Consider the following 25,575-nt stretch of genomic DNA (forward strand, 5'->3'; position numbering starts at 1 on the left):
CCTAGCGTTTCGCGCACCGCGAACGAATCACGTGGAAGGAGACCGGCATGACCCCGTCACTGCCGACCACACGGCCGGCCCACCGCCCCTTCGACCCGCCCGAGGGGCTCGCCGAGCTGCGCGAGCAGGCGCCGCTGAGCAGGCTGAGCTACCCGGACGGGCACGAGGGGTGGCTGGCGACCAGCCACGCCGTGGTGCGCGAAGTGCTGGCAGATCCGAGGTTCAGCGTGAGGCCCGAGCTGCGGCACACGCCGATTCCCGGCATCCCCGGCAGCGACCAGCCCGCGCCGCCCGGGATCTTCAACGCCATGGACGCACCGGAGCACACCCGGTACCGCCGCCTGCTCACCGGCCAGTTCACCGTCCGCCGCATGCGCCGGCTGACCGAGCAGATCGGGGACATCACGGCCCAGCACCTCGACGAGATGGAGCGGCACGGCGGCCCGGTCGACCTGGTGGAGGCCCTGGCGCAGCCCGTGCCCGCGCAGGTGATCTGCGAACTGCTCGGCGTGCCGTACGCGGACCGGGCGCGCTTCCAGACGCACGCGCTGGACATGTTCCGGCTGGACTCGCCGCCGGAGCAGCTGGCGGCCGCCTACGGCGCGGTGCACGAGTTCGTCCGCGAGCTGGTGCTCGCCAAACGCGCCGCGCCCACCGACGACCTGCTCAGCGGCCTCACCACCACCGACCTCACCGACGAAGAACTGGTCAACATCGGGTTCGTGCTGCTGGGCGCCGGGCTGGACACCACGGCCAACATGCTCGCGCTGGGCGCCTTCGCGCTGCTGAGCCATCCCGACCAGCTCGCCGTCCTGCGCGACGACCCCGGCATCGCCGGTCGCGCGGTCGAGGAGCTGCTGCGCTACCTGAGCATCATCCCGTTCACGATCCGCACCGCGCTGGAGGACGTCGAGCTGCACGGCGCGCAGATCAAGGCGGGCGAGACGGTCACCGTCTCGATCCCCGCGGCCAACCGCGATCCCGGCCACTTCGCCGACCCCGACGTCCTCGACCTGCTCCGCACGAGCAGCGGGCACGTGGCGTTCGGCCACGGCATCCACCAGTGCCTCGGCCAGCAGCTGGCCCGGGTGGAACTGCAGGTCGCGCTTCCCGCGCTGGTGACGCGATTCCCGGCGCTGCGCCTGGCGATTCCGGCCGAGGACGTGGCGATGCGGACCGACATGCTCATCTACGGCGTCCACCGGCTGCCCGTCACCTGGGAGGTGTAGCGGAGGTGGTCAGCAAGGTCTGCCTCGTCACCGGCGCGTCATCGGGAATCGGCCGCGCCACCGCGCTGGAACTCCTGCGCGCCGGCCACACCGTGTACGGCGCAGCGCGGCGCGTGCACAAGATGGACGCCATCCGCTCCGCCGGCGGCCACGTCCTGGAGATGGACGCGCGCGACGGCGAGGACCTCGACCGCGTGGTCGCGAGGATCCTCGACGAGCAGCAGCGGATCGACGTCCTCGTGAACAACGCCGGAACCGTCCTGCACGGCGCGATCGAGGACGTGCCGCTGGACCGGGCGCGCGATCAGCTCGAAGTCAACCTCCTCGCGCCGGCCAGGCTGGTCCAGCTCGTCCTGCCGCACATGCGCGCGCAGCGGTCCGGCACGATCGTCAACGTCTCGTCGATCGGTGGCGAGATCTCGCTGCCGCTCGGCGCCTGGTACTACGCGTCCAAGCACGCGCTCGAAGCCCTCTCGGACACGCTCCGCATGGAGGTCGAGCCGTTCGGCATCGAGGTCGTGATCGTCCAGCCCGGCATCATCAAGACCGAGTTCGAGGATCAGACTGCCGCGCAGCTGAGGGAATTCTCCGGCGGCGGGCCGTATGGGGAGATGGCAGAGGCCATGGCGCGGCGCGGGGAAACCGGGCTGAGCGACGGCTCCGAACCCGGCGTCGTCGCGGAGGCCATCCGGCAGGTCGTAGAAGCCGAACGCCCGGACACCCGCTACGCGGTCGGCCGGCTCGCCGACGAGCTCCTGCAGCTCAACAGATCGCTGCCGGATCGCGAATTCGACGAACTGGCCACCCGCTCGATCAAGTAGGAGAACCCGTGCGGATCACCGCCGACACCGAGCTGTGCGCGGGCGCAGGACAGTGCGCGCTCACGGCCCCCGATGTCTTCGACCAGCGCGACGAGGACGGCATCGTCGCGCTCCTGCAACCGGAGCCCCCGGCAGAGGCCCACGACGCGGTGCTGCAGGCCGTCCTGCTGTGCCCCACCCGCGCCATCCAGGCGGACGAATGATGCGCGGCTGAACCAGCGGCCGGTCGGGGCGGTGCCGGCCGTTGGTTGACGCCCGGAGTCCCGCACCAGATGGTGATGGCCCCGCGGGCGCTACCGTGGATTCCTGGTCACGTGGTGAGGCGGTGGCGAGCGATGGGTGCTCTGGAGCGCTACACGGTGTTGCGGGGCAGCGACGTCGACGAGTTCCGGGCTAGCGTGTCGCGGTTCCTGACGCCGCACCTCCTGACACCGGTCGGGCGGTGCCATTCGAGCGTGACGGCGGATCTCGCCCAGGTCAGCCTCGGCCCGGTGTCCCTGGTGTACGGGCGCAATGCCGGCGCGGAACTGGGTGTCCGCCTGCTCGAACAGGTTTCGTACTACGACGTCAACCTGGCGCTCGCCGGGCGCAACCTGCTCAGCTGCGCCGGGGACGAGGTGCTCCTCGACGGGGCGACCGCCGGGATCATCTCGCCGAAGATGGTCGCGGAGATGCGGCTCAGCGACGGCTACAGCCAGTTGCACGTGCGCATCGAGCGGCACGCGCTCGAACGGCACCTCGAAGGGCTCCTCGGGCACCTGGTGCCGGGCCCGATCCGGTTCCGCCCGCGGATGGACCTGCACACCCCGGCCGCGGCCTCGTGGTCGCAAGGAGTGCGGCTGCTCGTCCAGGACCTCGACCAACCCGCCGGTCTCGCCTCGACGGTGCGGGGCGCGAGCTCCTGGGCGAGCTTCCTGATGAACGGCCTGCTCCTCGCCCAGCCGCACGACTACTCCGAGCAGCTCGAACAGCGGCGGGTGGCGGCGCACCGCCCGGCGCCGGTGCGGAAGGCGCTGGACCTGATCGACGACCAGCCCGACGCAGACCTCTCGGTCGACCGGCTCGCCAGGGCGGCAGGGGTGACGCCGCGGTCGCTCCAGCGGCACTTCCGGACCCACGTCGGCGTTCCCCCGCACGAATACGTCCAGCGGGTCCGGTTGGCCCGCGTGCACGATGACCTGCGGTCCGCCCAGCGGGGCAGCGGCGTCACAGTCGCCGACGTGGCGCTGCGCTGGGGCTTCACCCACGTGTCGCGGTTCGCCGCGCTGTACCAGCGGCACTACGGGGTCGCTCCGTCCGTCACCCTCCGCGAGCCACCTGAAAGCGGCCACGACGGCATGCCGTGACGGCCTGCGCAGTCGTGTCGCGAACCGGATCGGCCTGTCGCGAAGCGGATCGGAGGTTCGGCCGAAGACGCCTAGCTTCGCTCCCAGCACCTCAATGTGGAGCCCGCGACGTCGAGCTCCTCCGCGAACGGGAGCGACTCATGAACTTCGATTGCGACGTGGCAATCGTGGGCTACGGCCCGACCGGTCTGGTCCTGGCGTCCGCGCTGGGCAAGGCCGGACACCGGGTGATCGTGTTCGAGCGGTGGCCCGGGCTGTACGGGTTGTCCCGCCTGACGCACATCGACGGCGAGACCGCGCGGATCATCCAGTCCGTCGGCGATGTGGACCGGGCGTTGGCCGACAGCCGGCCCATCCCGCACTACCGCTACCTCAACGCCGCCGGCGACGTCCTGGTCGAGCTGGACATGCGCGGCGAGTCCTGCGGATTCCCCGCGCACATCTCGATGTACCAGCCGGACATCGAGGACGCGATCGACCGGCGGGTGCGCAGCTACCCGCACGTCGAGGTCAACCAGGGGTGGTCCGTGGTCGGCGTGCACCCGCACCACGAGGGCGTCGAGCTGACCGCCCGACCGTGGACGCAGAGCCGCACCGGCCAATGGTCCCATGCCGACGAGGAGCGCACCATCACCGCCAGGTACCTGGTGGGAGCGGACGGCGCCAACAGCTTCGTGCGGGCCGCGATGGGCATCGAGCGCAGCGACCTCGGCTCCCACGACCGGTGGCTGAACGTGGACACCGAGCGGCTGCGCCCGCTTCCGGAGCGGCTCCAGCGGCTGGTGCAGTTCTGCGACCCGGCTCGCGGGCGGATGCACATGCCGATCGGGAAGAGCCGCCAGCGGTTCGAGCTGGCGATCCTCCCCGGCGAGGACCCCGCCGAGTTCGAGGAGCCCGAGTTCGCGTGGCGCTGGCTGGCCGAGTCCTACGGCCTCGGCCCCGATGACGTCCGGATCCTGCGCCAGGTCGTCTACACCTTCCAGGCCCGGATCGCCGAGCGGTGGCGGCAGGGGCGGGTGTTCCTCGCCGGCGACGCGGCGCACACCACGCCGCCCTACCTGGGGCAGGGTGCCTGCTCCGGGATGCGGGACGGCATCACCCTGGCCTGGAAGCTCGACCTCGTGCTGTCCGGCCGGGCCGGGGACTGCCTGCTGGACACCTACGAAGCCGAGCGGCGACCGCACGCCACGGCGATCACGGAGATCTCGGTGGCGCTGGGGAAGGTCGCGAACACGCACGATCCGGCGGCCGCGGCGGCCAGGGACGAGGCATTCCGCAACGGCACCGCGCCCCCGCTCCCGCCGTTCCCGACGATCACCGCGGGCGTCGTCCACCACGACTCGCCGCTGGCGGGCACCCTGGTTCCGCAGGGCGTGGTCGGCAGGGGCGCGGCCCGGGGGCGCTTCGACGACGTGGTCGGGGGCGGGTTCAGCGTGATCAGCCGAACCGACGTGAGCACCGTCCTGGACGACGCGCAGTGGCTGTTCCTCGCGGAGCTGCGCGGCACCACCGCCACGCTCGAACCCGGCGCGCCGGACAGCATCGACGACGTCGAAGGCACCTATGCCCGGTTCATGCGGGACAACGGCATCGACGCCGTCATCGGACGCCCCGACTTCCACTGCTACTGGGCCGGGCCGATCAGCGAGCTACCGGCCGCGGTGGACGACCTGCGGCGCGATCTGCACTGGACCCACGCCCCCGCGGAGGCAACGGCATGACCTCGACGACACCAGCAGAGCCCGCCGCGCTCCCGCCGCTGGAAGCTCTGCAGCGAGCGATGCCGCCGACGCGGCTGCTCGACTGCGGAATGGACTACGGCGATGTCGTGGCGCTGGACAACGCCACTCGCGGCGGCACCCCGTGGGACGAGGCGGCCGAGCAATTGGGGCAGGCGCAGCTGATCCGCGCCCGCGCCGCCGAGGACGACGGGCACACCGTCACCGCGATCGAGGCGTACCGGGCCGCCGCGGCGGACTTCCTGTTCGCGCAGATGGCCTACAACTTCGACGGGCCCAGGAAAACGGCGCTGTACTCCCGGTTCACCGACGCCGTGGCGGCCGCCGGTGCGCTGAGCACCCCGGCCTGGGAGCCGGTCGAGGTTCCCTTCGCGGGCGGCCGGATGTCCGGCTGGCTGATCAGACCCGCCACGCTGGTCAGCGGCGCGGTGGTCGTGTTCGGCGGCCAAAGCGGTTGGGGCGCGGGGTATTTGCCGCACGCCGACGCGCTCACCCGGCGCGGGATCGCGGTCCTGCTGGCGGAAGGCCCCGGGCAGGGGAAGACCCGCCACGACGGGGTCCTGCTCGACGTCGACGTCCGCGCGGCGTACTCCGCGTTCGTGACCTGGCTGCTGCGGCGGGAGGATCTGGGCGGCGCGGTGGGGTTGTGGGGCAACAGCCTCGGCGGGCTGTACGCCGCGACGACGGCCGCCGCCGACCGCCGAGTGGCCGCGGTGTGCGTCAACGGCGCTCCAGCGGCACCGCGCCTGCTGCCGTTCCGCGCCTTCGCCGAACAAGCCGCGGCGATGCTGGGCACCACCGACCCGGAGGCGATCCAGCGCAACTTCGACCGGATCGCCCTCCACGAAGCGGATCGCATCGACTGCCCGCTGCTGGTCCTGCACGGTGGGCAGGATCGGATCGTGAGCCTGTCCGATCAACGGCCCTTCCTCGACGCGGCGACCCACGACGACGCGACGTTGCGAGTGTGGGAGGACGGGGAGCACACCATCTACAACCACGCGGACGAACGAACCGCCTTCGTCGCGGACTGGTTCGCCGACCGGTTCGCGCGGCTGCCGGAGTAGGAGGGAACGTGGACTTCAACGAGAGCACCACTCTCGATGCTGTGCTGACCAGCTTCGAGAACACCGCCGACGCCCGCACCAAGCAGGTCCTGCAGGCCGTGACCCGCCATCTGCACTCGCTCGTGCGGGAAGTGCGCCCGTCGATGCGGGAGTGGGAGCAGGCCATCGCCTTCCTCACCGAGGTGGGGCACATGTGCGACGACACCCGCCAGGAGTTCGTCCTGCTCTCCGACGTGCTGGGCATCTCGATGCTGGTCGAGACCATGAACGGCGACCCGGCCGGAACCGAGGGCACCGTCCTTGGCCCCTTCCACATGGTCGACTCCCCCGCTCGGGAACTCGGCGACACGATCGACCTGATCGGCGGCGGCACCCCGTGCGTCGTGTCGGGAGAGGTAACCGATCCGTCCGGCGCTCCGCTGCCGGGCGCGACCGTCGATGTGTGGCAGTGCAACGAGGACGGCTTCTACGACGTGCAGCAGCCGGACACCCAACCGCCGGGCAACGGCCGGGGACTGTTCCACACCGACCACAATGGACGGTTCTGGTTCCGCACGGTCGTGCCCAGCCACTACCCGATCCCCACCGACGGGCCCGTCGGGTGCTTGCTCCAGGCCGCGGGCCGGCATCCCTACCGCCCGGCGCACATCCACTTCATCGCGCACGCACCCGGGCACCGGAGCGTGACCACGCACATCTTCGTCGCCGACGGCCCCTACGTCGACAGCGACGCCGTGTTCGCGGTCAAGCGCAGCCTGATCGTCGACTTCGCCGAGTCCGCCGACCCCGGCGAAGCGGCCCGGTACGGCGTCACCGCACCGTTCCGGCACGCCCGCTTCGACATCCGCCTCGCGCCAGAAGGAGATCCAGCACCGTGATCCGGGAATTCACCTACGAGGCGTTGCCGATGCGGGTGGTCTTCGGCGCCGGCGCCGTTCGCCGCATCCCCGAGGAGGCCGAGCGCCTCGGCATCGAACGCGCCCTCGTGCTGGCCACCCCTCAGCAGACCGCGCTGGCCGGAACGGCGTGCGACCTGCTGGCCGATCGCGCGGTGGAGATCTTCGACCGGGCCCGCATGCACGTGCCGGTGGAAACCGTCGCCGCGGCCGCGGCGGTGGCCGCCGATCGCGGCGCCGACGGGTGCGTCGCGATCGGCGGCGGATCGACGATCGGACTCGGCAAGGCGCTCGCCCTCCGCCAGGGACTGCCCGTGCTCGCCGTCCCCACGACGTACGCCGGATCCGAGATGACGCCCATCTGGGGCCTCACGGACAACGCCCGCAAGCAGACCGGCCGGGACCCCGCCGTGCTGCCCAGATCCGTCATCTACGACCCCGAACTCACCCTCCCCCTGCCCGCCGGCCTGTCCGCCACCAGCGGCCTCAACGCCATCGCGCACGCCGTGGAGGCGCTCTACGCCCCCGACGCCTCCCCGGTCATCTCGGCGATGGCCGAACGAGGGATCCGCGGCCTCGCCGGATCGCTGCCGACCATCACCGGTGACCCGGCCGACATCGACGCCAGGAGCGCGGCACTGCAGGGCGCCTGGCTGTGCGGGGCCTGCCTGGGCGCCACCACGATGGGCCTGCACCACAAGCTGTGCCACGTCCTCGGCGGAGTGCTCGACTTGCAGCACGCGGAGACCCACGCGGTCGTGCTGCCCCACGTCGCCGCGTTCAACCTCGACGCGGCGCCCGATGCGCGATCCGCCCTGCAACGCGCCCTCGACACCACCGACCCGGCCGAAGGCCTCGCCGAGCTGGCCGCGCGCCTCGGCGCACCCGGCAGCCTGGCGGAACTCGGCGTCACCGATGCGGATCTACCCGCCGTCATCGAGGAGGTTCTCGCAAGCCCCTACACCAATCCACGCCCGGTATCCCGCGAAGCACTGGAACGGCTTCTCCACGCTGCAGTGCACGGCGGCCCAACCGTCGCCACCTAGATGGTCATGAGCGGTAACCGCGAATCGCGTAGGTGAGCGTGCCGAGCACGGCGAGGGCGGCCGCGGTGATCGTCGCGGCGGCCGTCCCCGATTCTGCCATCGGCCAGGCGAGCACCTGCATCGCCGCGGTGTCCTGGGGAAGCGGCAGGGCGACAGGCAACGCCCAGCCCAGCGGGAGCCACCAGCCGCGGGCCGTCCCGAGGAACGCGGCGCCGAAGGCGGCGAGCCCGGCGAAACCCGCGCAGTTCCGGACGATCACGAGGTTCGGCACCAGCTGCTCGCCGATCGCCTGCGCCGCGACGAAAACGCCGCCTACGACCGTGGCAAGCGCGACGACGTGCCCCGCCCGCAGGGGAGACCACCGAAGCGCGGCGGTGCGATCCAGCGCCGCGGCCGCGCCGCCGAAGCCGACCGCTCCCACGGAGATCCCGAGCGCCAGCCCGGCGACCACGAGCCGGGCTGTGGCCGGCGGATCGGCGTTCCACCGGCCCAACGCCCACACCGCGACGGTCGACACGAGCAGCACGGCGCATGTCGCCGGGACACGCCGGGAACGGAGGTACAAGGCCAGTCCTCGCAAGGAGATCACCTGCCCGGCGCGAGGACGGCGAGCGGATCGGGTTGGCATGCCTGGATGGCCGCGCGCAGTTGCACGACCATCTGGGGCTGGGTTTCCGGCGGCAGGGCGCGCAAGGCGTGCCAGGCCGATTCCGCGCGCTCCCGGATCTCGTCGCCGGCGCCGTAGTAGCCGGGCAGCGGCGTGAACTCGTCGGCGAGCCAGGACGCGATGACCGTGCGTGCGGCCTGCGACTCGTCGCCGTACCACTCGTTGCATCCCGGGACGGTGCCGCTCAGGAGGCTGATCCGGGCCGACCTCGAGTCCTTTCCGGCGCGTGAGAGCTCGTCGAAGTCCACTGGGAGCACTCCCGGCGGCACGTGCGGGACGGTGCCGCGGGTCGGGATCTCCGCGACGACGCGGGGCGCATCCGGCAGTTTCCCCTGCAACGACAAGGCATCCCGCGCTGGCCCGGTGAGGGCTTCCAGCTCGTGGGCGTGCGCGCGGGTGACGCACACGTCGCGGGCTTCGGTGCACACCAGTGCCGCCGCCTCCCCGTTGAGGACGTAGACGGCGTCGGCGTCGCGCGGCAAGGCGGTCACCGCCACCACGAGCCCGAGCACGGCGGGCAGCAGCGCGACGATCCGGGTTCCGAAACGGCTCGCGGTCACCAGGCCGAGCGCGGTCGTCGCCAGCGCGGCGAACCACCCGAGCTGCACCGCGCTCACCGTGTCCGACACGGCGATGAAGGCAGTGCGCGTCGTTCCCGCCAGCATCGGCGTCAGCAGCTCCGGCACGCTCGACTCCGGCCCGGCGAAGTACTCCGCGTTGATCGTCGTGGCATGCGCGCGGATCAGGACCGCGAACCCGGCGGCCGCCACCACGGGCGGGGTCAGCAACGACGGCAGCAGCCGGCCGATGCCCATGCCGAGCCAGCCGGCCGCGACCAGCGACAGCGCTCCGACCGCCGCGACCGGCAGCCAGCCGAGGTGGAAGAAGCCGCCGTTGGCCACCACCGAGACGCCGCCCGCGACCAGGACCGCGGCCGAGGCGGCGACCATCGCCAGGCCGACCGCCGCGGCGCTGTGCACCGACCGCTGCCACGCGGGTCGCGGCGCCGACGCGAACAACTCCGCCACCCCGCTGCGGCTGTCGCGCGCCCCCAGCAGGGCCCCGCCGCCGAGCGCCACCGGCACCAGCGCGAAGTGCATGAAGCGCAGGTAGTAGACGAAGGAATCCCATTGCAGGTACCAGGCTCCGGTGGACTTCTGCCACGACGCGTTGGTCAGCAGGTACAGCAATCCCATCGCTATCAAGAAGATCGCCGCGCCGGTCGCCAGTGCACTGGAGCGCCGCAGGTCGATCCGCACCACCCGCGCGCTCACCAGGATCCCCCGGGCCGTTCGGCGTCGCCGCGGTGCCGGGCCAGCAGCGCCGAGTAGCCGCGCTCCGCCGGGCTGTCACCGGGACTGCTTTCGCCGCCCGCTCCGAGGAGTTCCTCGCGCGTTCCGCGGAACACCAGGCGGCCGCGGTCGACGAGCGTCACGTCGGCGCAGGCTGCGGCGACGTCCTCCACGATGTGCGTGGCGACCAGCACGCAGGTGTCCTGGCCGATCCGGTGCAGGAGTTCGCGGAACCGCAGCCGCTGCCCGGGATCCAGGCCAGCGGTCGGCTCGTCCAGCAGCAGGATCTGCGGGTCGTTGACGATGGCCTGGGCGATGCCGGCGCGGCGCACCATCCCGCCGGAGAGCGTCCGCATCCGGTGGTCGGCCCGGTCGGCGAGCCCGACCAGCTCGATCGCGCGTTGCACCGCACCCGGCCGGTCCTGCTTCGGGACCTCCTTGAGCCAGGCCACGTACTCGGTGAACTCGCGGAGCGTGAACCGCCGGTAGAACCCGAAGTTCTGCGGCAGGTAGCCCAGCCGCCGGCGCACCTGGCGCACCTCGCGCGCCCGGCCGATGGGATGCCCCAGCAGTTCCAGGGTGCCGCCGGCGGGCCGGGCGACCGTCGCCAGGGCGCGCATCAGCGTCGTCTTGCCCGCGCCGTTGGGGCCGAGCAGGCCGTGCACGCCGGTGCCGAACGACAGGTCCAGGCCGTCGACCGCCATCCGCAGCCCGGCCCGCACCCGCAGTCCTTCGGCGCGGATCTCGGCGGCGTAGGTAGTGGGCGCGATCTCCTCGGCGCTCACCGCGCGTGCCATCATCTCCTCCTTATGTCCACAATGGATCTCTGGGTTCACGGGCTGTCGAGCCGGGTGCAGGAGCGCGAGCGCACCGCCAGCACCACGCCTCCGACTGCGAGAGCCGCACCCCAGATAGGGGCGGCGGACGGCTCCAACGGAAGCGGCGAACCGGCCGCGAACAAGCTCGGCAGCACGACCGCCCCGGCCCACAGCACGATGAGGCCGGCGGCCGCCCTGGTGATGCCGACGAAGCTGCCGAGGGCCAGCGATCCCGCGGTGAAGGCCAGGCAGGGCAGCAACCACCGGGCCGGCGACGTGCCCGCCGCCCAGCCCACCACCAGCAGCATCGGGATGACCACGACCAACACGGCCGCGGTGCGCCGCAGCACCAGCTCCACTCCCCCGCGGGCAGCGCCGGCCAGCACTTCGTGCGCCGGGTCCAGGCCACGCGACCAGGCCGCCGCCACGCACAGCAGCGGAGCCACCGGCGCGAGCAGCAGCACCATGGACGGATATCCCTCGCGCAGCAACGGGGTCCAGGTGTCGACCGCGAGGGCCAGCAGCAGCACGAGCGCGGTCATCCCGAACCACGGCAGCATCACCGGCGACGCCCAGGTGCGCAGGTGCCGCAGCCACCGGTTCCCGGCGGGCTGCGGCGCGCTCGCGGCCACCGCGGGCTCCAACTCGGCCCACACGCCCTCCAGCAGCACCGTCACATCACCGGAGATGCCCGACGCCAGCTGTTCCCGGCACGCCGCGCACGATTCGAGGTGGGCCTCCACCGCCCAGGTCTCGTCGGCCGTGAGCGCGGGATCGTCGCAGGTGTAGCGCCGCACCAGGTCGGCCGCGAGGTGATCGCCGTCGTGTTCGCGCACCCTCATGACAGCGCCTCCCGCATCGCAATCCGCGCCCGCCGGGCGCGGGTCTTCACCGTTCCTTCGGGAACACCGAGCAGCAGCGCGGTTTCCCGGACCGACAGCCCGTCCAGCACCATCGCCTGCAACACCTGCCGCAGCTCCGGAGCCAGCCGCCGGAGCGCGTCGCCCACCGTTCCCCCGACCTCGTGGGCCAGCGCGTCGTCCTCGGCGGCGGGAGCGCTCGTCGGCTCCGCGGCGGCCGCACGCACCTGCGCGTACCGGGCCTGCCGCCGGAAACCGTCCACCAGGCGGCGCGCGGCGATGGTCCACAGCCACCCCACGGCGGTGCCGCCCACGGCGTCTCCCACGAACGCCCCGCCGGCGCGCCACACGGCGAGATACGTCTCCTGCATGACCTCGGCGACGAGTTGCTCGTCCGCGCACCTGCGGCGCAGCCGCAGCGCCAGCCACGGCGAGGTGCGCCGGTACAGCTCCTCGAAGGCGGCGCGGTCGCCTCGCGCGATGCGGCCGACCAGCTGCGCTTCGTCCAGCGAAGCCATCGGCACCCGGTTTCCCCTCACGCCCCGGAAGACGACGACTGAGCACCCCGGGGTTCTTCAAGTGACACAGATCACTCAGGAGAACCCGGAGCGACGACCGGCGCGACTTACGGCCAGATCCCACCGGACGGCCGACTCCACGCCGGCGGGACGACGGAAACCAATCAAGTCCTAATAGGACCAAACCCTGAGGATTTCGTTGTGCCGAACAAGAAGACTGTCCCCGCCGCCATCGGGCTGACCGTTGCAGCGGGCGCGATCATCATCGCCACCAGCAGTGGGGCGTTCGCCGCGCCCGAGCCCGGCGCGGCCCCCACCCCGCCCAAGGGGGCCCGGGCGACCGTCCAGGTCGACCCGAATCCCGTTTGGCGGGGCCAGGAAGTGACCATCACCGGCGACTGCGGCGGCGGAACCGGCCTCAAGGCCGTGCTCAGCGGCTTCTCGGAAAAGACGCCGGTGCTGGAAGACGTGCGCATCATCGACGCCAACCCCGCCGGGTTCGTCGCGAAGGGCCGGCTGAGCGACACCGTGGGCAACGGCGTGGGCCCGGTCTTCGTCGACTGCGGCGGAGAAGCCGGGGTCACCCTCGTCGTCACCCACGCCTGACGACCGGAACCCGCGCCGCCGCAAGCAACGATCACCGCTTGCGGCGGCGCGCCCATTCCGGTCCGTACACTGGCAGGCAGGAAAGCCCTGCCCCGAAAGGAAATACCGACATGCTCGCGTTCGGCGTCCCGGACACCCTGCTGGCGTCCTACGGCGGGAGCGAGGCGGGGAGGGCCTGGATCGCCGCGCTGCCCGGTCAGGTAGCCGAGTACCTGGAGAAGTGGGACCTCGCTCCCGACGGGGACGTCGCCGCCGGGGAGGCCTCGCTCGTGGTGCCCGTCGTCCGCGCGGGCGGGGAACGCGCGGTGCTGAGGTTACAGCTTCCCGAGGAGGAAACCAGGGCCGCGCTCATCGGATTGCGGACCTGGGACGGCAGCGGGATCGTGCGGCTCCTCGACCACGACCCGGCGAACTGCACGATGCTGCTGGAACGCCTGGACGGTTCGCGCACCCTGGCCTCCGTCGCGGACGACGACGAGGCGATGGGCATCCTCGCCGACTTGCTGCGCCGGTTGACGGCCGTGCCCGCGCCGGAGGGGTTGCGGGGGCTCGGCGAGATCGCCGCCGAGATGCTCGACCAGGCGCCCCGAGCGGTTTCGGCGCTGACCGACCCGGCCGATCAACGGCTGCTGCGCTCGTGCGCCGCGACGGTCGCCGACCTGGTCGACGAGCCTGGTGATCGGCTGCTGCACTGGGATCTGCACTACGGCAACGTCCTCGCCGGCGAGCGGGAACCGTGGCTGGCGATCGACCCGGAACCGCTGGCGGGCGACCCGGGGTTCGACCTGTGGCCCGCCCTGGACAGCGAGTGGGAAGCGGTGGTGGCCACCGGCGACCCGATCCGCGTCGTGCACCGGCGGTTCGACCTGCTCACCGAAGCCCTCGGCCTGGACCGGGAGCGCGCGGCGGGCTGGACGCTCGGACGCGTGCTGCAGAACAGCCTGTGGGACGTCGAGGACGGCGCAACGGCGCTGGCGCCGAGCCAGGCCGCCATGGCGCAGGCCATGCTGGAACGCCCGTAGCGGGCAGCTTTCCGGAGTCCGGTCGCCTAACCGGCCAGGGGTCCTCGCAACGACTCGTGGTAGTGGATTCCCTTCCAGCCACCGGCTTTGCGATGCGCGATCAGCGTGTTGCGGCCATGCACGGTGAACGGCTCGGAGCTCGCTCCCACCCCCTCGAGGTGGAAGGCGAAGAACACGCAGGCGATGTTGTCGATGATGTCGATCCGGACGTCGGAGACGGCCATGACGTGCACGTGGCGGATGCCCGAGAGGACGCGGTCGAAGTACCGGTCGACCGAAGCCTTGCCCACCAGCGGCCGGTCCAGCTCGGAGGGGCAGTACACGGTTTCGTGCTCCGGGTCCCAGATCGATCGGAGCGCGGCGGCGTCCAGGTTCGCCCAACCGGCCCGGTACACCTCGACGAGCGCGGCGACTTCATCGGCGTCCTTCGTCATGAACACCACGCTAGAACTTCGAGTTCGGTGTAGCTCAAGCCCTCCTCGGCGTCTGAAAACGGGGGAAGGCCCCGCCTGCAGTCGGGGCCTTCCGTTTTCACCGGTCGGTATCAGTAAACGGCGCCGCCGCTGATGAAGCCGACGTGCAGCAGGCGGTTCGTCGAACCGGTGCCCGGGTTCCGCACCGCGTTCTGGGTTCCGTTGTTCACCAGCGCGTCGCGCACCTGCGCCGGCGTCGCCGACGGGTTCGCCGTCAGGTACAGCGCGACCGCACCGGCCACGTGCGGGGTGGCCATCGACGTGCCGCTCATGCCGCCCGCGCCACCGCCGTTGAGGGTGGAGGTGATGTCGGTGCCCGGCGCGAAGATGTCGGTGCAGCGGCCGTAGTTGGAGAACGACGACCGGTTGTCCTGCCGGTCGGTGGCGTTGACCGTGATCGCCTCCGGCACGCGGGCCGGCGTCGAGCTGCAGGCGTCCGTGTTGGAATTCCCGGACGCCACGGCGAAGGTGACGCCGCTCTGGATCGCCCTCCGCACGGCGTTGTCGGTCGTGGTGTGGCCGCCACCGCCGAGGCTCATGTTCGCCACCGCGGGCTTGGTGGCGTTGGCAGCCACCCAGTCGATGCCGGAGATGATCTGGGAGTACTGACCCGAACCCTGGCAGTCGAGAACGCGGACGCTGACCAGCTTCACCTGCTTCGCCACGCCGTACGTCTTCGAACCGACGGTCCCGGCCACGTGCGTGCCGTGGCCCTGGCAGTCGGAGGCGTCGGCGTCGTTGTCGATGAAGTCGCGGCCGTCCCTGACGCGGCCCTCGAAGTCGGGGTGCCGCTTGTCCACCCCGGTGTCGAGGATGTACGCCGTCGCCCCCGACCCGGTGTTCGGGTAGGTGTAGCTGCGGTCGAGCGGCAGGTTCTTCTGGTCGATGCGGTCCAGGCCCCAGGTGGGGTTCTGCTGGGTGCCGGCGATCCGGGCGACGCCGTCCTGCTGCACGTACGCGACCGCCGGGTCGCCGGCCAGCCGCTTGGCCGAGGCCTCGTCGAGCTTCGCCGCGAAGCCGCGGATGGTCGAGGTGTAGGTGGCGGTCGTGGTGCCCCCGTACTGCGCGACGAGGCGGGCGGTGGTGCTCGTGGTCGATGCCGCGCTCGCGTTCAGGTCCTTCAGCACCACGATGTAACTGCCGGCAACCGGGTTGGCGGCGGGGAGGATCGAGCCGGTCGGGGCGGCGGTGGCCGGAGCGGCGGCCAGCGCAGCGGCGAGCACACCCGCGCCGAGCGCGGTGATCAGCCGGATCTTGCGTCCTTGTCGCATGTCGGGTGCTCCCTCTTCAGTTATGGCTGCCATACGGAGGTGGTGACGCACAGCCATTTCCGACACGATCGACTGATGCCCTCACGATGATCAATCCGTGTTTCATTACGTAGGGGTACCTGTCTTTCGGCGAGGGGAGAGCACATGGCACGCACCCGGCGCCCCGTTCGCCCGCGGATCCGCACCAGCTCACCGGTGCTGGTCGGGCGCGCTGAGCAGCTCGCATCGCTGCAGGCAGTGGCCGTGCTGCACCCGGCCGTGGTGCTGATCGAGGGCGAGGCCGGGGTCGGTAAGAGCCGGCTGCTGACCGAGGTGCTCGCCGGCGAGCTCGGACCGGCGACGTCGCTCATCGGGTACTGCCGTCAGGTAGGCGAACCGTTCCCGTACGGCGCGGTTCTGGAGGCGCTGCGCGGCGCGAAGCCCGCGCGCCGGCCGGAGCTGAGCCCGGTCACCGGCGTCCTCGGCCCGCTGCTCCCGGAGATCGCCGAACACCTGCCGCCGGCACCGGACCCGCTCGGCGACCCGCGCGCGGAGCGGCACCGGCTGTTCCGCGCGGTGCGCGAGCTGGTCGGTGCGCTGGGCCCGGTGCTGCTCGCCATCGAGGACCTGCAGTGGGCCGACGACGGCACCCGTCAGCTGGTGCGGTTCCTGATGAGCGACCCGCCGCCGAACCTGACGATCGTCGTGACCTACCGGCGCGAGGACGTGCCCGGCGGCCTGCCGCTGGGCGGCGCGTACCGGCCGCCCAACGGCGTGGTCAGCGTGGTGCTGGCGCTGAGCCCGCTCGGCGTCGACGACGTCCGCGCGCTGACCGAGGCGATCCTCGACGAGAAGCAGGTGTCCGCGGAGTTCGCCGCCCGGCTGCACGAATGCACGGCCGGAGTCCCGTTCGTCGTCGAGGAAACGTTGCGGGCGCTGCGCAACACCGTCGGCACGGTGCGCACCGATGGCGCCGCCGCCCGCCGGCTGCTCGACGCGGTCGAGGTGCCGGTGCTGCTGCGGGACGCGATGGCCGAACGGCTTGCCGTTCTGCCGACCGCAGCGACCAGGCTCGTCGAGACGGCCGCAGTGCTCGGCGCGCCCGCGACGGAGGGCCTGCTCGGCGCGGTCGCCGGCGTCCCGGAGCCGCGGCTGCGCACCGCGCTGACGCACGCGTTGAGCGGTCACGTGCTGCACGAGCTGGACGGCGGTTACGGCTTTCGGCATTCGCTGGCCAGGAAAGCCGTCTACGACACCATCACCGGCCCGGATCGCGCGCACCTGCACGCGCGCGCGATCGACGTGCTGGCCGGGGTCGAGCCCAAACCGCTGAAGCAGCTCGCCGACCACGCCGAGCGTGCCGGCCGGGTGTCGGAGTGGCTTTCCTACGGGGAGGCGGCCGCCGACCGGGCCGCCGAGATCGGCGACGCTGCGACCGCCACCGAGCTGCTGCAGCGGCTGCTGAAGGAGCCGGAGCTGCCCGCCGAGCACGTCGACCGGCTCGCGATCAAGCTCGGGCAGATCGCGCACACCGGCCTGGACCAGCTCGATCCGACCGAAACGCTGGAGCGGCTGCTCAGCGACCGGCGGCTGTCCACGTCGGCGCGCGGCGAGGTGCGGCTGTACCGGGGGCTGCTGTTGCTGCGCCAGGCCGGCGGGCTGGTGGAGGCGCGTTCGGAGGTCGAGCGGGCGATCAACGAGCTGTCGGAATGCCCGGACCTGGCCGCGCGCGGCATCGCGGTGCTGGCGATGCCCTACGTCGGGCAGACACCACTCGACCAGATCCTGCCGTGGCTCGCGCGGCTCACCGACTACCGGTCGAAGGCCAGTGGTGAACTGCGGTTGTCATTGCAGGCCAACGAGTTCGGCTCGCGCATGCACCTCGGCGACGCCACCGTGCTCGCCTCGCTCGACGAGCTGCCGGAGGACGTGGCGACGGTCGGCGAGCAGCGCCACCTCGCACGACTGCGCTGCAACCTGGCCGACGCGTGCGAGTGGACCGGCCACCTGCGGATCGCCGATGAGCTGCTGCGCGGCGGCCTGCGGATCGCCACCCGCTGCGGCGCCCCGTTCGTGATCAGCACGGCCCGGGCCACCCGGACCCGACTGGACTGGCTGGCCGGCGAGTGGGCCGGGCTCGACGAGCGGGCGCGCCGGATGCTCGACGAGTACCGGGACCTGTTCCCGGTGGTCAGCGAGCTGAGCCTGGTGCTGGGTTCGCTCGCGGCGGCCCGCGGCGAGTGGGCGACCGCGACCAGCCATCTCACCGAAACGGGCGCCTTCGCCCCGGACGAGGCGATCAGCCCGGTCGCGATCGCCGGCTGCGCGGGACTGGCCTGGACCCTGCTGTCCCAGGACGAGCCGGCGAAGGCGTGCGCGGACGTCGACCGCGGGCTGGACATCCTGCGGCGCAAGGGGGTCTGGGCGTGGAGCGGCGAGCTGGGCCCGGTCGCGGTCGCGGTGTACCTGGCGGCGGACCGCGAAGCCGACGCGGCGCGAGTGGTGGACGAGATCGCCGCCGGAATCGCGGGTTCGGGCGTGCCGCTCGCGGTGGCTGCGCTGGCCCAGTGCCGCGGGCGGCTGGCCGAACACCGGGGAGACCTGACCGCGGCGATGGCGCACTACCGCGATTCGGTCGCGCACTACGAGGAACTGCCGGCGCCCTACTACGCGGCGATGGTCGCCGAACGAGCGGCCACGTGCCTGCTGCCCACCGATCCGGGACCGGCGAGCGAAGAGCTGTCCGCGCTGGTCGACGTGTTCGACCGCCTCGGAGCCACGCGCGACGCGGCCAGGTGCCGCCACCTGCTGCGCGGCGCGGGCGGCGGCAAGCCCTCCCGCCGGGGCCGCCGGGGGTACGGCGACGAGCTGTCGCCTCGCGAGGAAGAGGTGGCCCGGCTGCTCGCCTGCGGGCACACGAACCGCGAGATCGCCGGAATCCTGTTCCTCTCACCGCGCACCGTCGAGCAGCACGCCGCGAGGGTGCTGCGAAAGCTCGGCGTCACCTCCCGCGAACAGCTGAAGAACTAGCCCGCCGAAATCCGCTGAAAGACCGAATGTTCCACGAAGACATCCGTCCTCTTAGGACCTGACAGGGAAGCCGCCGCACTTGCGATCCCGGCTCTCGAGAGGCGTTTCCATGACCAGCGCGATCAACTGCCACCGGATCTCACACCTCGCTCGGCCGGTTCCAGACTGCGATCCGGCAGCAGTTCGCGGACCAGCTCGGCGACCTGCGCGGTCTCGATGAGGAACCCGTCGTGGCCGTGCGCCGAGGCGATGGTGCGCAACGGCCCGGCGCCGGGAATTCCCTCGGCGAGGCGGCGCTGCTGGTGCAGCGGGAAGAGGCGGTCGCTGTCCACACCGGCGACGCAGGTCCGGGCCCGGATCCGGCTCAGCGCCGCCTCGACGCCGCCTCTCCCCCGGCCCACGTCGTGCCCGGACATCGCCTGGGCCAGCGTCACGTAGCTGGCCGCGTCGAACCGACGCACCAGCTTCTCGGCGTGGTGGTCCAAATAGGACTCCACGGCGTACCGGCCTCCGTTCCAGGGGTTTTCGCCGTCGTGGTGGTCGATGCCGAAGCGGTCCTGGAACTCCTGCGGGCTGCGGTAGGTGATGTGCGCGATCCGCCGGGCCACGCCCAGCCCGGCGTGCGGGCCGCGACCGGCGGGCAGGTCGTGGTAGTCGCCGCCCAGCCAGTCCGGGTCCGCGCGGATCGCCTGGATCTGCGCCGAGGACCAGGCGATCTGCTCCGCCGAGGCCACGGCGCAGCAGCTCAGCAGCAGCGCCGCCGACACCCGGTCCGGGTAGGTGGCGGCCCATTCCAGCGCACGCATCCCGCCGAACGAGCCGCCGATCACCGCCGCCCACGACCGCACCCCGAGCTCGTCGGCGAGCCGCGCTTCCGCGCGCACCGCGTCCCGCACGGTGATCGCGGGAAACCTGCCGCCCCAAGGCCTTCCGTCTGGCGCGGCGCCCGCCGGGCCGGTACTGCCCTGGCAGCCGCCGATCGCGTTCGGGGCGACGACGAACCACCGATCGGTGTCCAGCGCCCGGCCCGGCCCCACGAGCGCGTCCCACCAGCCCGGGCTCGGGTGGCCGTCACCGGCCGGACCGGCGACGTGGCTGTCGCCGGTCAGGGCGTGCAGCACGAGCACCGCGTTCGAGGCGTCGCGGTCGAGACTTCCCCACGTCTCGTACGCCAGGCTGGCCGCTGGGAGTTCGCCGCCCGCCTCCAGCCGCAGCGGCTCGCGCAGGCGCAGCCACCGGCGCCGACCGGCCGGGCTCCCTTCCCGCCACGCCCCGGTGGCGGGAAGGGAGCCGGTCGCCTGCGATCGGCTCATCGCTCCAGCTCGGCCTTGGCCGCGCGGAAACCGGCTTCGAGGTCGGCCTTGAGGTCCTCGACGGCTTCGATGCCCACGGACAACCGGACGAGGCCCGGCGTGACACCGGCGAGCAGCTGGTCCTGCTCGCTGAGCTGGCTGTGCGTGGTGCTCGCCGGGTGAGCGATGAGGCTGCGCACGTCGCCGATGTTCACCAGGTGGCTGAAAAGCTGCACGCCGTCGACGAATGCCCGCCCGGCGGACGTGCCGCCGCGCAGCTCGAACGACACGACGGCACCCGCGCCGCGGGGCAGGTACTTCTGCCCCGCCTCGTACCACCGGCTGGAGGTGAGACCGGCGTAGTGCACGGACTCGACCTCGTCGCGCCCGCTGAGCCATTCGGCGAGGATCTGCGCGTTGCGCGTGTGCCGCTCGATCCGCAGCGACAGCGTTTCCAGCCCCTGCAGCAGGAGGAAGGCGTTGAACGGCGAGATGGCGGGGCCGAGGTCGCGCAGCCCCTGCACCCGCAGCTTCGCCGCGAAGGCTCCGTGGCCGAGGGCGGGCCAGTACTGCAGGCCGTGGTAGGACGGGTCGGGCTCGACGAATCCCGGGAACCGCTCGGAATGGGCGCCGAAGTCGAAGGTGCCGCCGTCGACGACCACGCCGCCGATGGCCGCGCCGTGGCCGCCGAGGTACTTCGTCGCCGAGTGCACGACGATGTCGGCCCCGTGCTCGATCGGCCGCAGCAGGTACGGCGTCGCGATGGTGTTGTCGACGACGAGCGGGACCCCGGCCTCGTGCGCCACGTCGGCGACGGCCCGCACGTCCAGCACGTTCGCCCGCGGATTGCCGAGCGTTTCGGCGAAGAACAGCTTCGTGTTCGGGCGCGCGGCGGCCCGCCAGGCGTCGAGGTCGTCGGGGTCCTCGACGAAGCTGACCTCGATGCCCAGCTTCGGCAGCGTGTGCCGGAGGAGGTTGTGGGTGCCGCCGTACAGCGAAGAGCTGGACACCACGTGGTCCCCGGCCTGCGCCAGGGTGAGGATGGTCAGCGTCTCGGCGGCCTGGCCGGACGCCAGCGCCACCGCCGCCACACCGCCTTCCAGCGCGGCCACGCGGTTCTCGAGGACCTCCTGGGTGGGGTTGTTGATCCGCGTGTAGATGTTGCCGGATTCGCTGAGGTTGAACAGGTTCGCGGCGTGTTCGGTGTCCCGGAAGACGTACGAGGTGGTCTGGTAGATCGGCACCGCGCGCGCACCGGTCGCCGGGTCGGGCTGGGCGCCGGCGTGCACCTGAAGCGTGTCGAACGACCAGGCGGACTGGTCGAGGGCGGCGGAAGAAGCGTCAGCACTCATGCGTGTCTCCTGAGTAGAACGGCATGCGTCGGCCGCAGAGCGGCGACGCGGCCTGGGAGTGGTCGACGGGGGTCCGCCGAGAAGCGTTGCGATGAAAGCGATTCGCGGTTCCGCGGGAACCGGTCGTGAGCGTTGTGGATCGCCATGACGATCCACAACGCTCACGAAACCTGAGAAGCAGCGCAGAACTGCGAAAATCCAGGGCGATGGCCCGAGGATCAGGAGATCAACACGCCGAAGTGGTCACGCGCACGTAGTCGACGTGCCGGCGGATAACCAAGCGGATCATGAGCCGAAGAGTAGCGGCTCGATAGCCGCCCGCAAACCGTGTTCACCAGTTGAGACGAACGCCGTCGCCGACCAACGGACCACCCCACGGAGATCCGGTCGCCGATCTACTTCCACAATGGACGGTGACGTCAGCCGACCTGCCAACCGTTTTCGAGCAGGTCGAACGCCGCCGCGACGACTTCTCCGGAACGAGGACCGCGAGCCAGCGCGCGAGTTTGCAACGCGAAATGCGCCAGGGCGGCGCACTTGGGGTCGTCGTCGGCGCAACCCGCCTGTTCCGCGATCGCGGCGGCGAGCGCGGCCCGGTGCCGCATCCACATCCGGTCGGCGTACGAGCGCAACGCACTGCTGGACTCGCTGAGCGCCACGAACGACTCCCACCGCGGATCACCGCTGACCCGCTCGACCGCCTGCAGCACGTACCGGCGCAGCGCGGCCGGAATGGACTCGCTGGGCGCACGCTCCCGGACCGCCGCGACGAGTTCGGCCTCGTGGTCGACGGCCTCGTCGAAGACGAGCGCCTCCTTGCTCGGGAAGTGCTTGAACAGCGTCGTCGTCGACACGTCGGCGGCGTCGGCGATCTCGCGGACGCTGACCTGGTCGAAGCCGCGCTGGAGGAACAGCTCCATGGCGGCGTCGGCCAGCGCCTGGCGGGTGGCCGCCTTCTTCCGCTCCCGCCGCCCCATCGTGCCTTCGGTCATGCACCGCACAGTACACAACTGTGGAACAGCTTAAAAAGTTGAACTGTTGCACTTTTTCTCTCGATGTGGTTTTCTTCGGTCGGGCCGCACAGCGCGACGCCCGGAAGCTCTGATCCGCGCCGTCCGAGGCCGCCGAGCCGACGGGCTCTGGGGAAGTACCGGGAATCGCGGCCATCGACACCGATCCACCGGCGCAGCACCGCGCAACCGGCCCGACCACGCATCGCACACCAGAACGGAGCACGACCATGACCACGTCCCACCCGCGCATAGCCATCATCGGCGCCGGACCCGCAGGGCTCACCGCCGCGCGCATCCTGCAGCGAGCCGGGCTCGCACCCACCGTCTACGAGCGCGACGCCTCCGCGCACGCCCGCGACCAGGGCGGCACCCTGGACATGCAGGAGGACACCGGCCAGGCGGCGCTCGCCGCCGCCGGGCTGCTCGGGGACTTCCTGGAGATAGCCCGACCCGAAGGCCAGGAGATGCGCGCCGCCGACAAGCACGGCACGGTCCTCATGCGGCGAGTCCCCGACGAAGACGACCTGCACAGTCCCGAAATCGACCGCGGCGACCTGCGCGAACTCCTGCTCGGCTCCCTGCCGCCGGGAACGATCCGCTACGGCAGCGCCCTCGACCGCGCCACGCCGACCGGCGACGGGCGCCACCTGCTCCACTTCCGCGACGGGCACACCACCGAGGTCGACCTCCTCATCGGCGCCGACGGCGCCTGGTCCAGGGTCCGCCCGCTCGTCTCGCCGGCCACGCCGTGCTACGAGGGAGTCATGTTCGTCGAGGTGCAGATCAGCGACGCCGACTCCCACCCTGGCATCGCCGACCTCGTCGGCCCCGGGTCCATGTTCGCCACCGCCAACGGCAAGGGCCTGTTCGCACAACGCAACGCGCGCAACAACATCCGCGTCTACGTCATCTTCCGCGAAGACCTCGACTGGCCCGCCCATCGCGGCATCGACGCCGCGAACCCCGCCGCCGTGCGCGCCGCGCTGCTCGACATGTTCCACGACTGGGCGCCCGGCCTGCGCGCCATGCTGGCCAGTTGCGACGACACCTTCATCCGCCGGCCCATGTACGCGCTGCCGGTCCCGCACACCTGGGACACCGTTCCCGGCGTCACGCTCCTCGGCGACGCCGCGCACCTCATGTCGCCGATCTCCGGGCTCGGCGCCAACACGGCCATGCTCGACGGCGCCGACCTCGCCCGTGCCGTCATCGACGCCCCCGATCTCGCCACCGCCGTGGCCCGCTACGAAGCGGCGATGCTGCCGCGCGCCGCGGCCAACGCCGAAGCCGCCCACGAGGGCCTGCACAGCGCGATCGCCACCGACGAGCCCGACCTCTCCGACATCCCCTGACGCCCGAGCACCACCCGCCCCACCGGCACGGTGCCGTCGGCGCCGACATCGCTGTTGACCAGCCGATTTCGGGTTTCCCGTGCCCTTACGGCGGCGATTCCGCGGAGCTATCCTGCACCTGCGGTGGTCCCACGCGGCGGGGACGCGTCGGGGGTCCGGATCAGGTCGGGGGGCCGGTTCGCAGTGAGCGCCGGTACCGGACATCGCGTTCGCCTCGACCGGGCACTTGGCCGACCGCCGATCTCCGCCCGGGGACGCTCGTCGCCGGAGAGGAGGTGCCAGTCATGAGATCAGATGCTGCTCGGCCCGGTCTTCTCGAATGGGAGCCCCCGGAGTTCGACGAAGTCGAATGGGAGACGCCCGAGTTCGAAGAAGTCGTATGCGCCTCGGAAGTCACGATGTACGTCGCGCGGCTGGAGGACTAGGCGCGGTGGGACGACCGGCAGTCGATCCCCGGGCGCCGGCAGCCCGGCGCCCGGCCACCAACGCCGCGGGACCGCGATGAGCACGGCGGTGCGCCCGTCGAGCCGGCCCCGGCTGGCGCCGCACGTGCGCCTGGGGTTCGACCGGTCCCGCAAGAAGTACATGCTGCTCGGCCCGGAGTCGGTGACCGTCCTGAACACGACCGGCGCGGCCATCCTCGACCTGTGCGACGGGCAGCGGACGGTCGCCGAGATCGTGGCGAAGCTGAGCTCCCGCTACGACCACGTGGCCGACGACGAGGTGGCGCAGTTCCTCACCCGCCTCGCCGCCAAGCGGTGCGTGGAGGCCGACGATGACTAGACCGTTCGGTTTGCTGGCCGAGCTCACCTACGCGTGCCCGCTGCACTGCCCGTACTGCTCCAACCCGCTCAAGCTCGCCGACTACGGCGACGAGCTGACCACGGCGGAGTGGCGCCGGGTGCTGACCGAGGCCCGCGAGCTCGGCGTGGTGCAGCTGCATCTCTCCGGCGGGGAGCCGCTCCAGCGCCGGGACCTGGTGGAGATCGCGCGCACCGCCGCCGAGCTGGGCCTGTACACCAATCTCATCACCAGCGCGATCGGCCTCTCGCCGCGCCGGGCGGAGCAGCTTCGGGCCGCCGGTCTCGACCACGTGCAGATCAGCGTCCAGGCCCACGAGGCGGCCCTGTCCGACCGCATCGCGGGCACTCCTTCCTTCGACCGCAAGATCGCGGCGGCCCGGACCGTGAAGGACCTGGGCTGGCCGCTGACGGTGAACGTCGTCCTGCACCGGCAGAACATCGACCGGATCGACGACATCATCGTGCTGGTCGAGCGGCTCGGCGCCGACCGCATCGAGCTCGCCAACACCCAGTACTACGGCTGGGGCCTGCACAACCGCGCCGCGCTGCTGCCCAGCAGGACGCAGGTGGAACGGGCGGAGCAGGTCGTGCGAGCCGCGCGGAAGCGCCTGGAGGGGCGGGCGGAGCTCACCTACATCCTCCCCGACTACTACCTCGACTTCCCCAAACCCTGCATGGGCGGCTGGGGGAAGCTGCAGCTCACCGTGGTGCCCAACGGCAACGCCCTGCCCTGTCCCGCCGCCCACACGCTGCCGCTGCCGCGCGTGAACGTGCGCGAGAAGTCGCTGGCATGGATCTGGGCGGAATCGCCGCTGTTCCAGCGCTTCCGCGGCACCGACTGGATGCCCGAGCCGTGCCGCGGCTGCCCGCGCCGCGAGATCGACTTCGGCGGCTGCCGCTGCCAGGCGTTCCTCCTCACCGGCGACGCGGCGCGCACCGACCCGGTCTGCATCCTCTCGCCGGACCACGAGATCGTGGCCGAGGCGGTGCGCGCCGCGAACGCGGAGACCAGGCCGGTCGCGGAAGTCCTAGCCCCGCGCCCGCATCCCCGCGACACCCGGTAGGAACCGGACAGCCCGGCGC

25 protein-coding genes are annotated in these 25,575 nt (G+C 71.8%); 15 read left to right on the top strand and 10 right to left on the bottom strand.

All coding sequences use genetic code 11. The features are described 5' to 3' along the window. The first annotated feature begins 47 nt into the window (after nt 1–47). The 8 genes from AB0H93_RS12685 to AB0H93_RS12720 all read left to right on the top strand — a co-directional run bounded on the left by AB0H93_RS12685 (nt 48) and on the right by AB0H93_RS12720 (nt 8,144). On the top strand, nt 48–1,229 hold the full coding sequence (locus AB0H93_RS12685) for a cytochrome P450 (protein WP_358571642.1): 1,182 nt from the start codon (nt 48–50) through the stop codon (nt 1,227–1,229). Between the two features lie 5 nt (nt 1,230–1,234). Then, nucleotides 1,235–2,050 carry an oxidoreductase gene (locus AB0H93_RS12690; protein WP_358571644.1) on the top strand — a complete coding sequence of 272 codons (816 nt, stop codon included), beginning with the start codon at nt 1,235–1,237 and terminating at the stop codon, nt 2,048–2,050. A gap of 8 nt (nt 2,051–2,058) precedes the next feature. Further along, entirely contained in the window at nt 2,059–2,253 is a 195-nt protein-coding gene (locus tag AB0H93_RS12695; RefSeq protein WP_358571646.1) for a ferredoxin, read from the top strand. A 132-nt stretch (nt 2,254–2,385) separates the two neighbouring features. Further along, nucleotides 2,386–3,396, top strand: coding sequence for an AraC family transcriptional regulator (locus AB0H93_RS12700; RefSeq protein WP_358571648.1), 1,011 nt, complete (start codon nt 2,386–2,388; stop codon nt 3,394–3,396). A gap of 140 nt (nt 3,397–3,536) precedes the next feature. Next, nucleotides 3,537–5,117 (top strand): bifunctional 3-(3-hydroxy-phenyl)propionate/3-hydroxycinnamic acid hydroxylase, encoded by a 1,581-nt coding sequence (locus AB0H93_RS12705; RefSeq protein WP_358571650.1) that lies wholly within the window; start codon nt 3,537–3,539, stop codon nt 5,115–5,117. Beyond that, nucleotides 5,114–6,202, top strand: coding sequence for an alpha/beta hydrolase (locus AB0H93_RS12710; RefSeq protein ID WP_358571652.1), 1,089 nt, complete (start codon nt 5,114–5,116; stop codon nt 6,200–6,202). The genes AB0H93_RS12705 and AB0H93_RS12710 overlap by 4 nt, the downstream gene beginning before the upstream one ends. A gap of 8 nt (nt 6,203–6,210) precedes the next feature. Then, on the top strand, nt 6,211–7,080 hold the full coding sequence (locus tag AB0H93_RS12715; RefSeq protein ID WP_358571654.1) for a dioxygenase: 870 nt from the start codon (nt 6,211–6,213) through the stop codon (nt 7,078–7,080). Next, on the top strand, nt 7,077–8,144 hold the full coding sequence (locus AB0H93_RS12720; RefSeq protein WP_358571656.1) for a maleylacetate reductase: 1,068 nt from the start codon (nt 7,077–7,079) through the stop codon (nt 8,142–8,144). Before AB0H93_RS12715 ends, AB0H93_RS12720 begins: the two co-directional genes overlap by 4 nt. A 4-nt stretch (nt 8,145–8,148) precedes the next feature. On the opposite strand, the gene AB0H93_RS12725 is transcribed toward AB0H93_RS12720, so the two are convergent. The 5 genes from AB0H93_RS12725 to AB0H93_RS12745 all read right to left on the bottom strand — a co-directional run bounded on the left by AB0H93_RS12725 (nt 8,149) and on the right by AB0H93_RS12745 (nt 12,299). Then, nucleotides 8,149–8,661: a hypothetical protein gene (locus tag AB0H93_RS12725; protein WP_358571658.1), complete on the bottom strand. Its 513-nt coding sequence runs from the start codon at nt 8,659–8,661 to the stop codon at nt 8,149–8,151. Between the two features lie 68 nt (nt 8,662–8,729). Further along, complete coding sequence (locus AB0H93_RS12730; protein ID WP_358571660.1) at nt 8,730–10,085, bottom strand: hypothetical protein; 1,356 nt, start codon at nt 10,083–10,085, stop codon at nt 8,730–8,732. Then, on the bottom strand, nt 10,082–10,900 hold the full coding sequence (locus AB0H93_RS12735) for an ABC transporter ATP-binding protein (RefSeq protein ID WP_358571662.1): 819 nt from the start codon (nt 10,898–10,900) through the stop codon (nt 10,082–10,084). The genes AB0H93_RS12730 and AB0H93_RS12735 overlap by 4 nt, the downstream gene beginning before the upstream one ends. Nucleotides 10,901–10,935: 35 nt before the next feature. Further along, nucleotides 10,936–11,763 carry a zf-HC2 domain-containing protein gene (locus tag AB0H93_RS12740; RefSeq protein WP_358571664.1) on the bottom strand — a complete coding sequence of 276 codons (828 nt, stop codon included), beginning with the start codon at nt 11,761–11,763 and terminating at the stop codon, nt 10,936–10,938. Beyond that, entirely contained in the window at nt 11,760–12,299 is a 540-nt protein-coding gene (locus AB0H93_RS12745; RefSeq protein WP_358571666.1) for an RNA polymerase sigma factor, read from the bottom strand. Before AB0H93_RS12745 ends, AB0H93_RS12740 begins: the two co-directional genes overlap by 4 nt. Before the next feature lie 201 nt (nt 12,300–12,500). Between AB0H93_RS12745 and AB0H93_RS12750 the strand changes: the two genes are divergently transcribed. Both AB0H93_RS12750 and AB0H93_RS12755 read left to right on the top strand, forming a co-directional pair. Continuing rightward, the gene (locus tag AB0H93_RS12750; protein ID WP_358571668.1) at nt 12,501–12,905 is read left to right on the top strand and encodes a hypothetical protein; all 405 of its coding nucleotides are present in this window, start codon (nt 12,501–12,503) and stop codon (nt 12,903–12,905) included. Between the two features lie 110 nt (nt 12,906–13,015). After that, nucleotides 13,016–13,927: an aminoglycoside phosphotransferase family protein gene (locus AB0H93_RS12755; RefSeq protein WP_358571670.1), complete on the top strand. Its 912-nt coding sequence runs from the start codon at nt 13,016–13,018 to the stop codon at nt 13,925–13,927. A 26-nt stretch (nt 13,928–13,953) separates the two neighbouring features. On the opposite strand, the gene AB0H93_RS12760 is transcribed toward AB0H93_RS12755, so the two are convergent. Next, nucleotides 13,954–14,361 carry a nuclear transport factor 2 family protein gene (locus AB0H93_RS12760; protein ID WP_358571672.1) on the bottom strand — a complete coding sequence of 136 codons (408 nt, stop codon included), beginning with the start codon at nt 14,359–14,361 and terminating at the stop codon, nt 13,954–13,956. Nucleotides 14,362–14,471: 110 nt separating this feature from the next. Beyond that, a complete protein-coding gene (locus AB0H93_RS12765; RefSeq protein WP_358571674.1) occupies nt 14,472–15,671 on the bottom strand; it encodes a S8 family serine peptidase in 1,200 nt (399 codons plus the stop codon). Between the two features lie 144 nt (nt 15,672–15,815). Here AB0H93_RS12765 and AB0H93_RS12770 point away from each other — a divergent pair, with 144 nt between their 5' ends. After that, the gene (locus AB0H93_RS12770; RefSeq protein WP_358571676.1) at nt 15,816–18,680 is read left to right on the top strand and encodes an AAA family ATPase; all 2,865 of its coding nucleotides are present in this window, start codon (nt 15,816–15,818) and stop codon (nt 18,678–18,680) included. A 122-nt stretch (nt 18,681–18,802) separates the two neighbouring features. Here AB0H93_RS12770 and AB0H93_RS12775 read toward each other — a convergent pair whose 3' ends face one another. From AB0H93_RS12775 to AB0H93_RS12785, 3 genes are all read right to left on the bottom strand, one after another. Beyond that, the gene (locus AB0H93_RS12775; RefSeq protein ID WP_358571678.1) at nt 18,803–19,993 is read right to left on the bottom strand and encodes a homoserine O-acetyltransferase; all 1,191 of its coding nucleotides are present in this window, start codon (nt 19,991–19,993) and stop codon (nt 18,803–18,805) included. Continuing rightward, on the bottom strand, nt 19,990–21,324 hold the full coding sequence (locus tag AB0H93_RS12780; RefSeq protein WP_358571680.1) for a bifunctional o-acetylhomoserine/o-acetylserine sulfhydrylase: 1,335 nt from the start codon (nt 21,322–21,324) through the stop codon (nt 19,990–19,992). The genes AB0H93_RS12775 and AB0H93_RS12780 overlap by 4 nt, the downstream gene beginning before the upstream one ends. Before the next feature lie 419 nt (nt 21,325–21,743). Beyond that, nucleotides 21,744–22,316: a helix-turn-helix domain-containing protein gene (locus AB0H93_RS12785; RefSeq protein ID WP_358571682.1), complete on the bottom strand. Its 573-nt coding sequence runs from the start codon at nt 22,314–22,316 to the stop codon at nt 21,744–21,746. A gap of 248 nt (nt 22,317–22,564) precedes the next feature. Between AB0H93_RS12785 and AB0H93_RS12790 the strand changes: the two genes are divergently transcribed. The 4 genes from AB0H93_RS12790 (at nt 22,565) to pqqE (ending at nt 25,556) form a co-directional block, all read left to right on the top strand. After that, complete coding sequence (locus AB0H93_RS12790) at nt 22,565–23,689, top strand: NAD(P)/FAD-dependent oxidoreductase (RefSeq protein WP_358571684.1); 1,125 nt, start codon at nt 22,565–22,567, stop codon at nt 23,687–23,689. A 284-nt stretch (nt 23,690–23,973) separates the two neighbouring features. Then, nucleotides 23,974–24,114 (top strand): pyrroloquinoline quinone precursor peptide PqqA, encoded by a 141-nt coding sequence (pqqA, locus tag AB0H93_RS12795; protein ID WP_093274433.1) that lies wholly within the window; start codon nt 23,974–23,976, stop codon nt 24,112–24,114. 76 nt (nt 24,115–24,190) lie between these two features. Further along, nucleotides 24,191–24,472 carry a pyrroloquinoline quinone biosynthesis peptide chaperone PqqD gene (gene pqqD, locus AB0H93_RS12800; RefSeq protein ID WP_358571687.1) on the top strand — a complete coding sequence of 94 codons (282 nt, stop codon included), beginning with the start codon at nt 24,191–24,193 and terminating at the stop codon, nt 24,470–24,472. Continuing rightward, nucleotides 24,465–25,556 carry a pyrroloquinoline quinone biosynthesis protein PqqE gene (gene pqqE, locus AB0H93_RS12805; RefSeq protein ID WP_358571689.1) on the top strand — a complete coding sequence of 364 codons (1,092 nt, stop codon included), beginning with the start codon at nt 24,465–24,467 and terminating at the stop codon, nt 25,554–25,556. The genes pqqD and pqqE overlap by 8 nt, the downstream gene beginning before the upstream one ends. The last annotated feature ends 19 nt before the right edge of the window (nt 25,557–25,575 follow it).

It is taken from the genome of Saccharopolyspora sp. NPDC050642, assembly GCF_040654735.1.
GTDB classification, from domain to species: domain Bacteria; phylum Actinomycetota; class Actinomycetes; order Mycobacteriales; family Pseudonocardiaceae; genus Saccharopolyspora; species Saccharopolyspora elongata.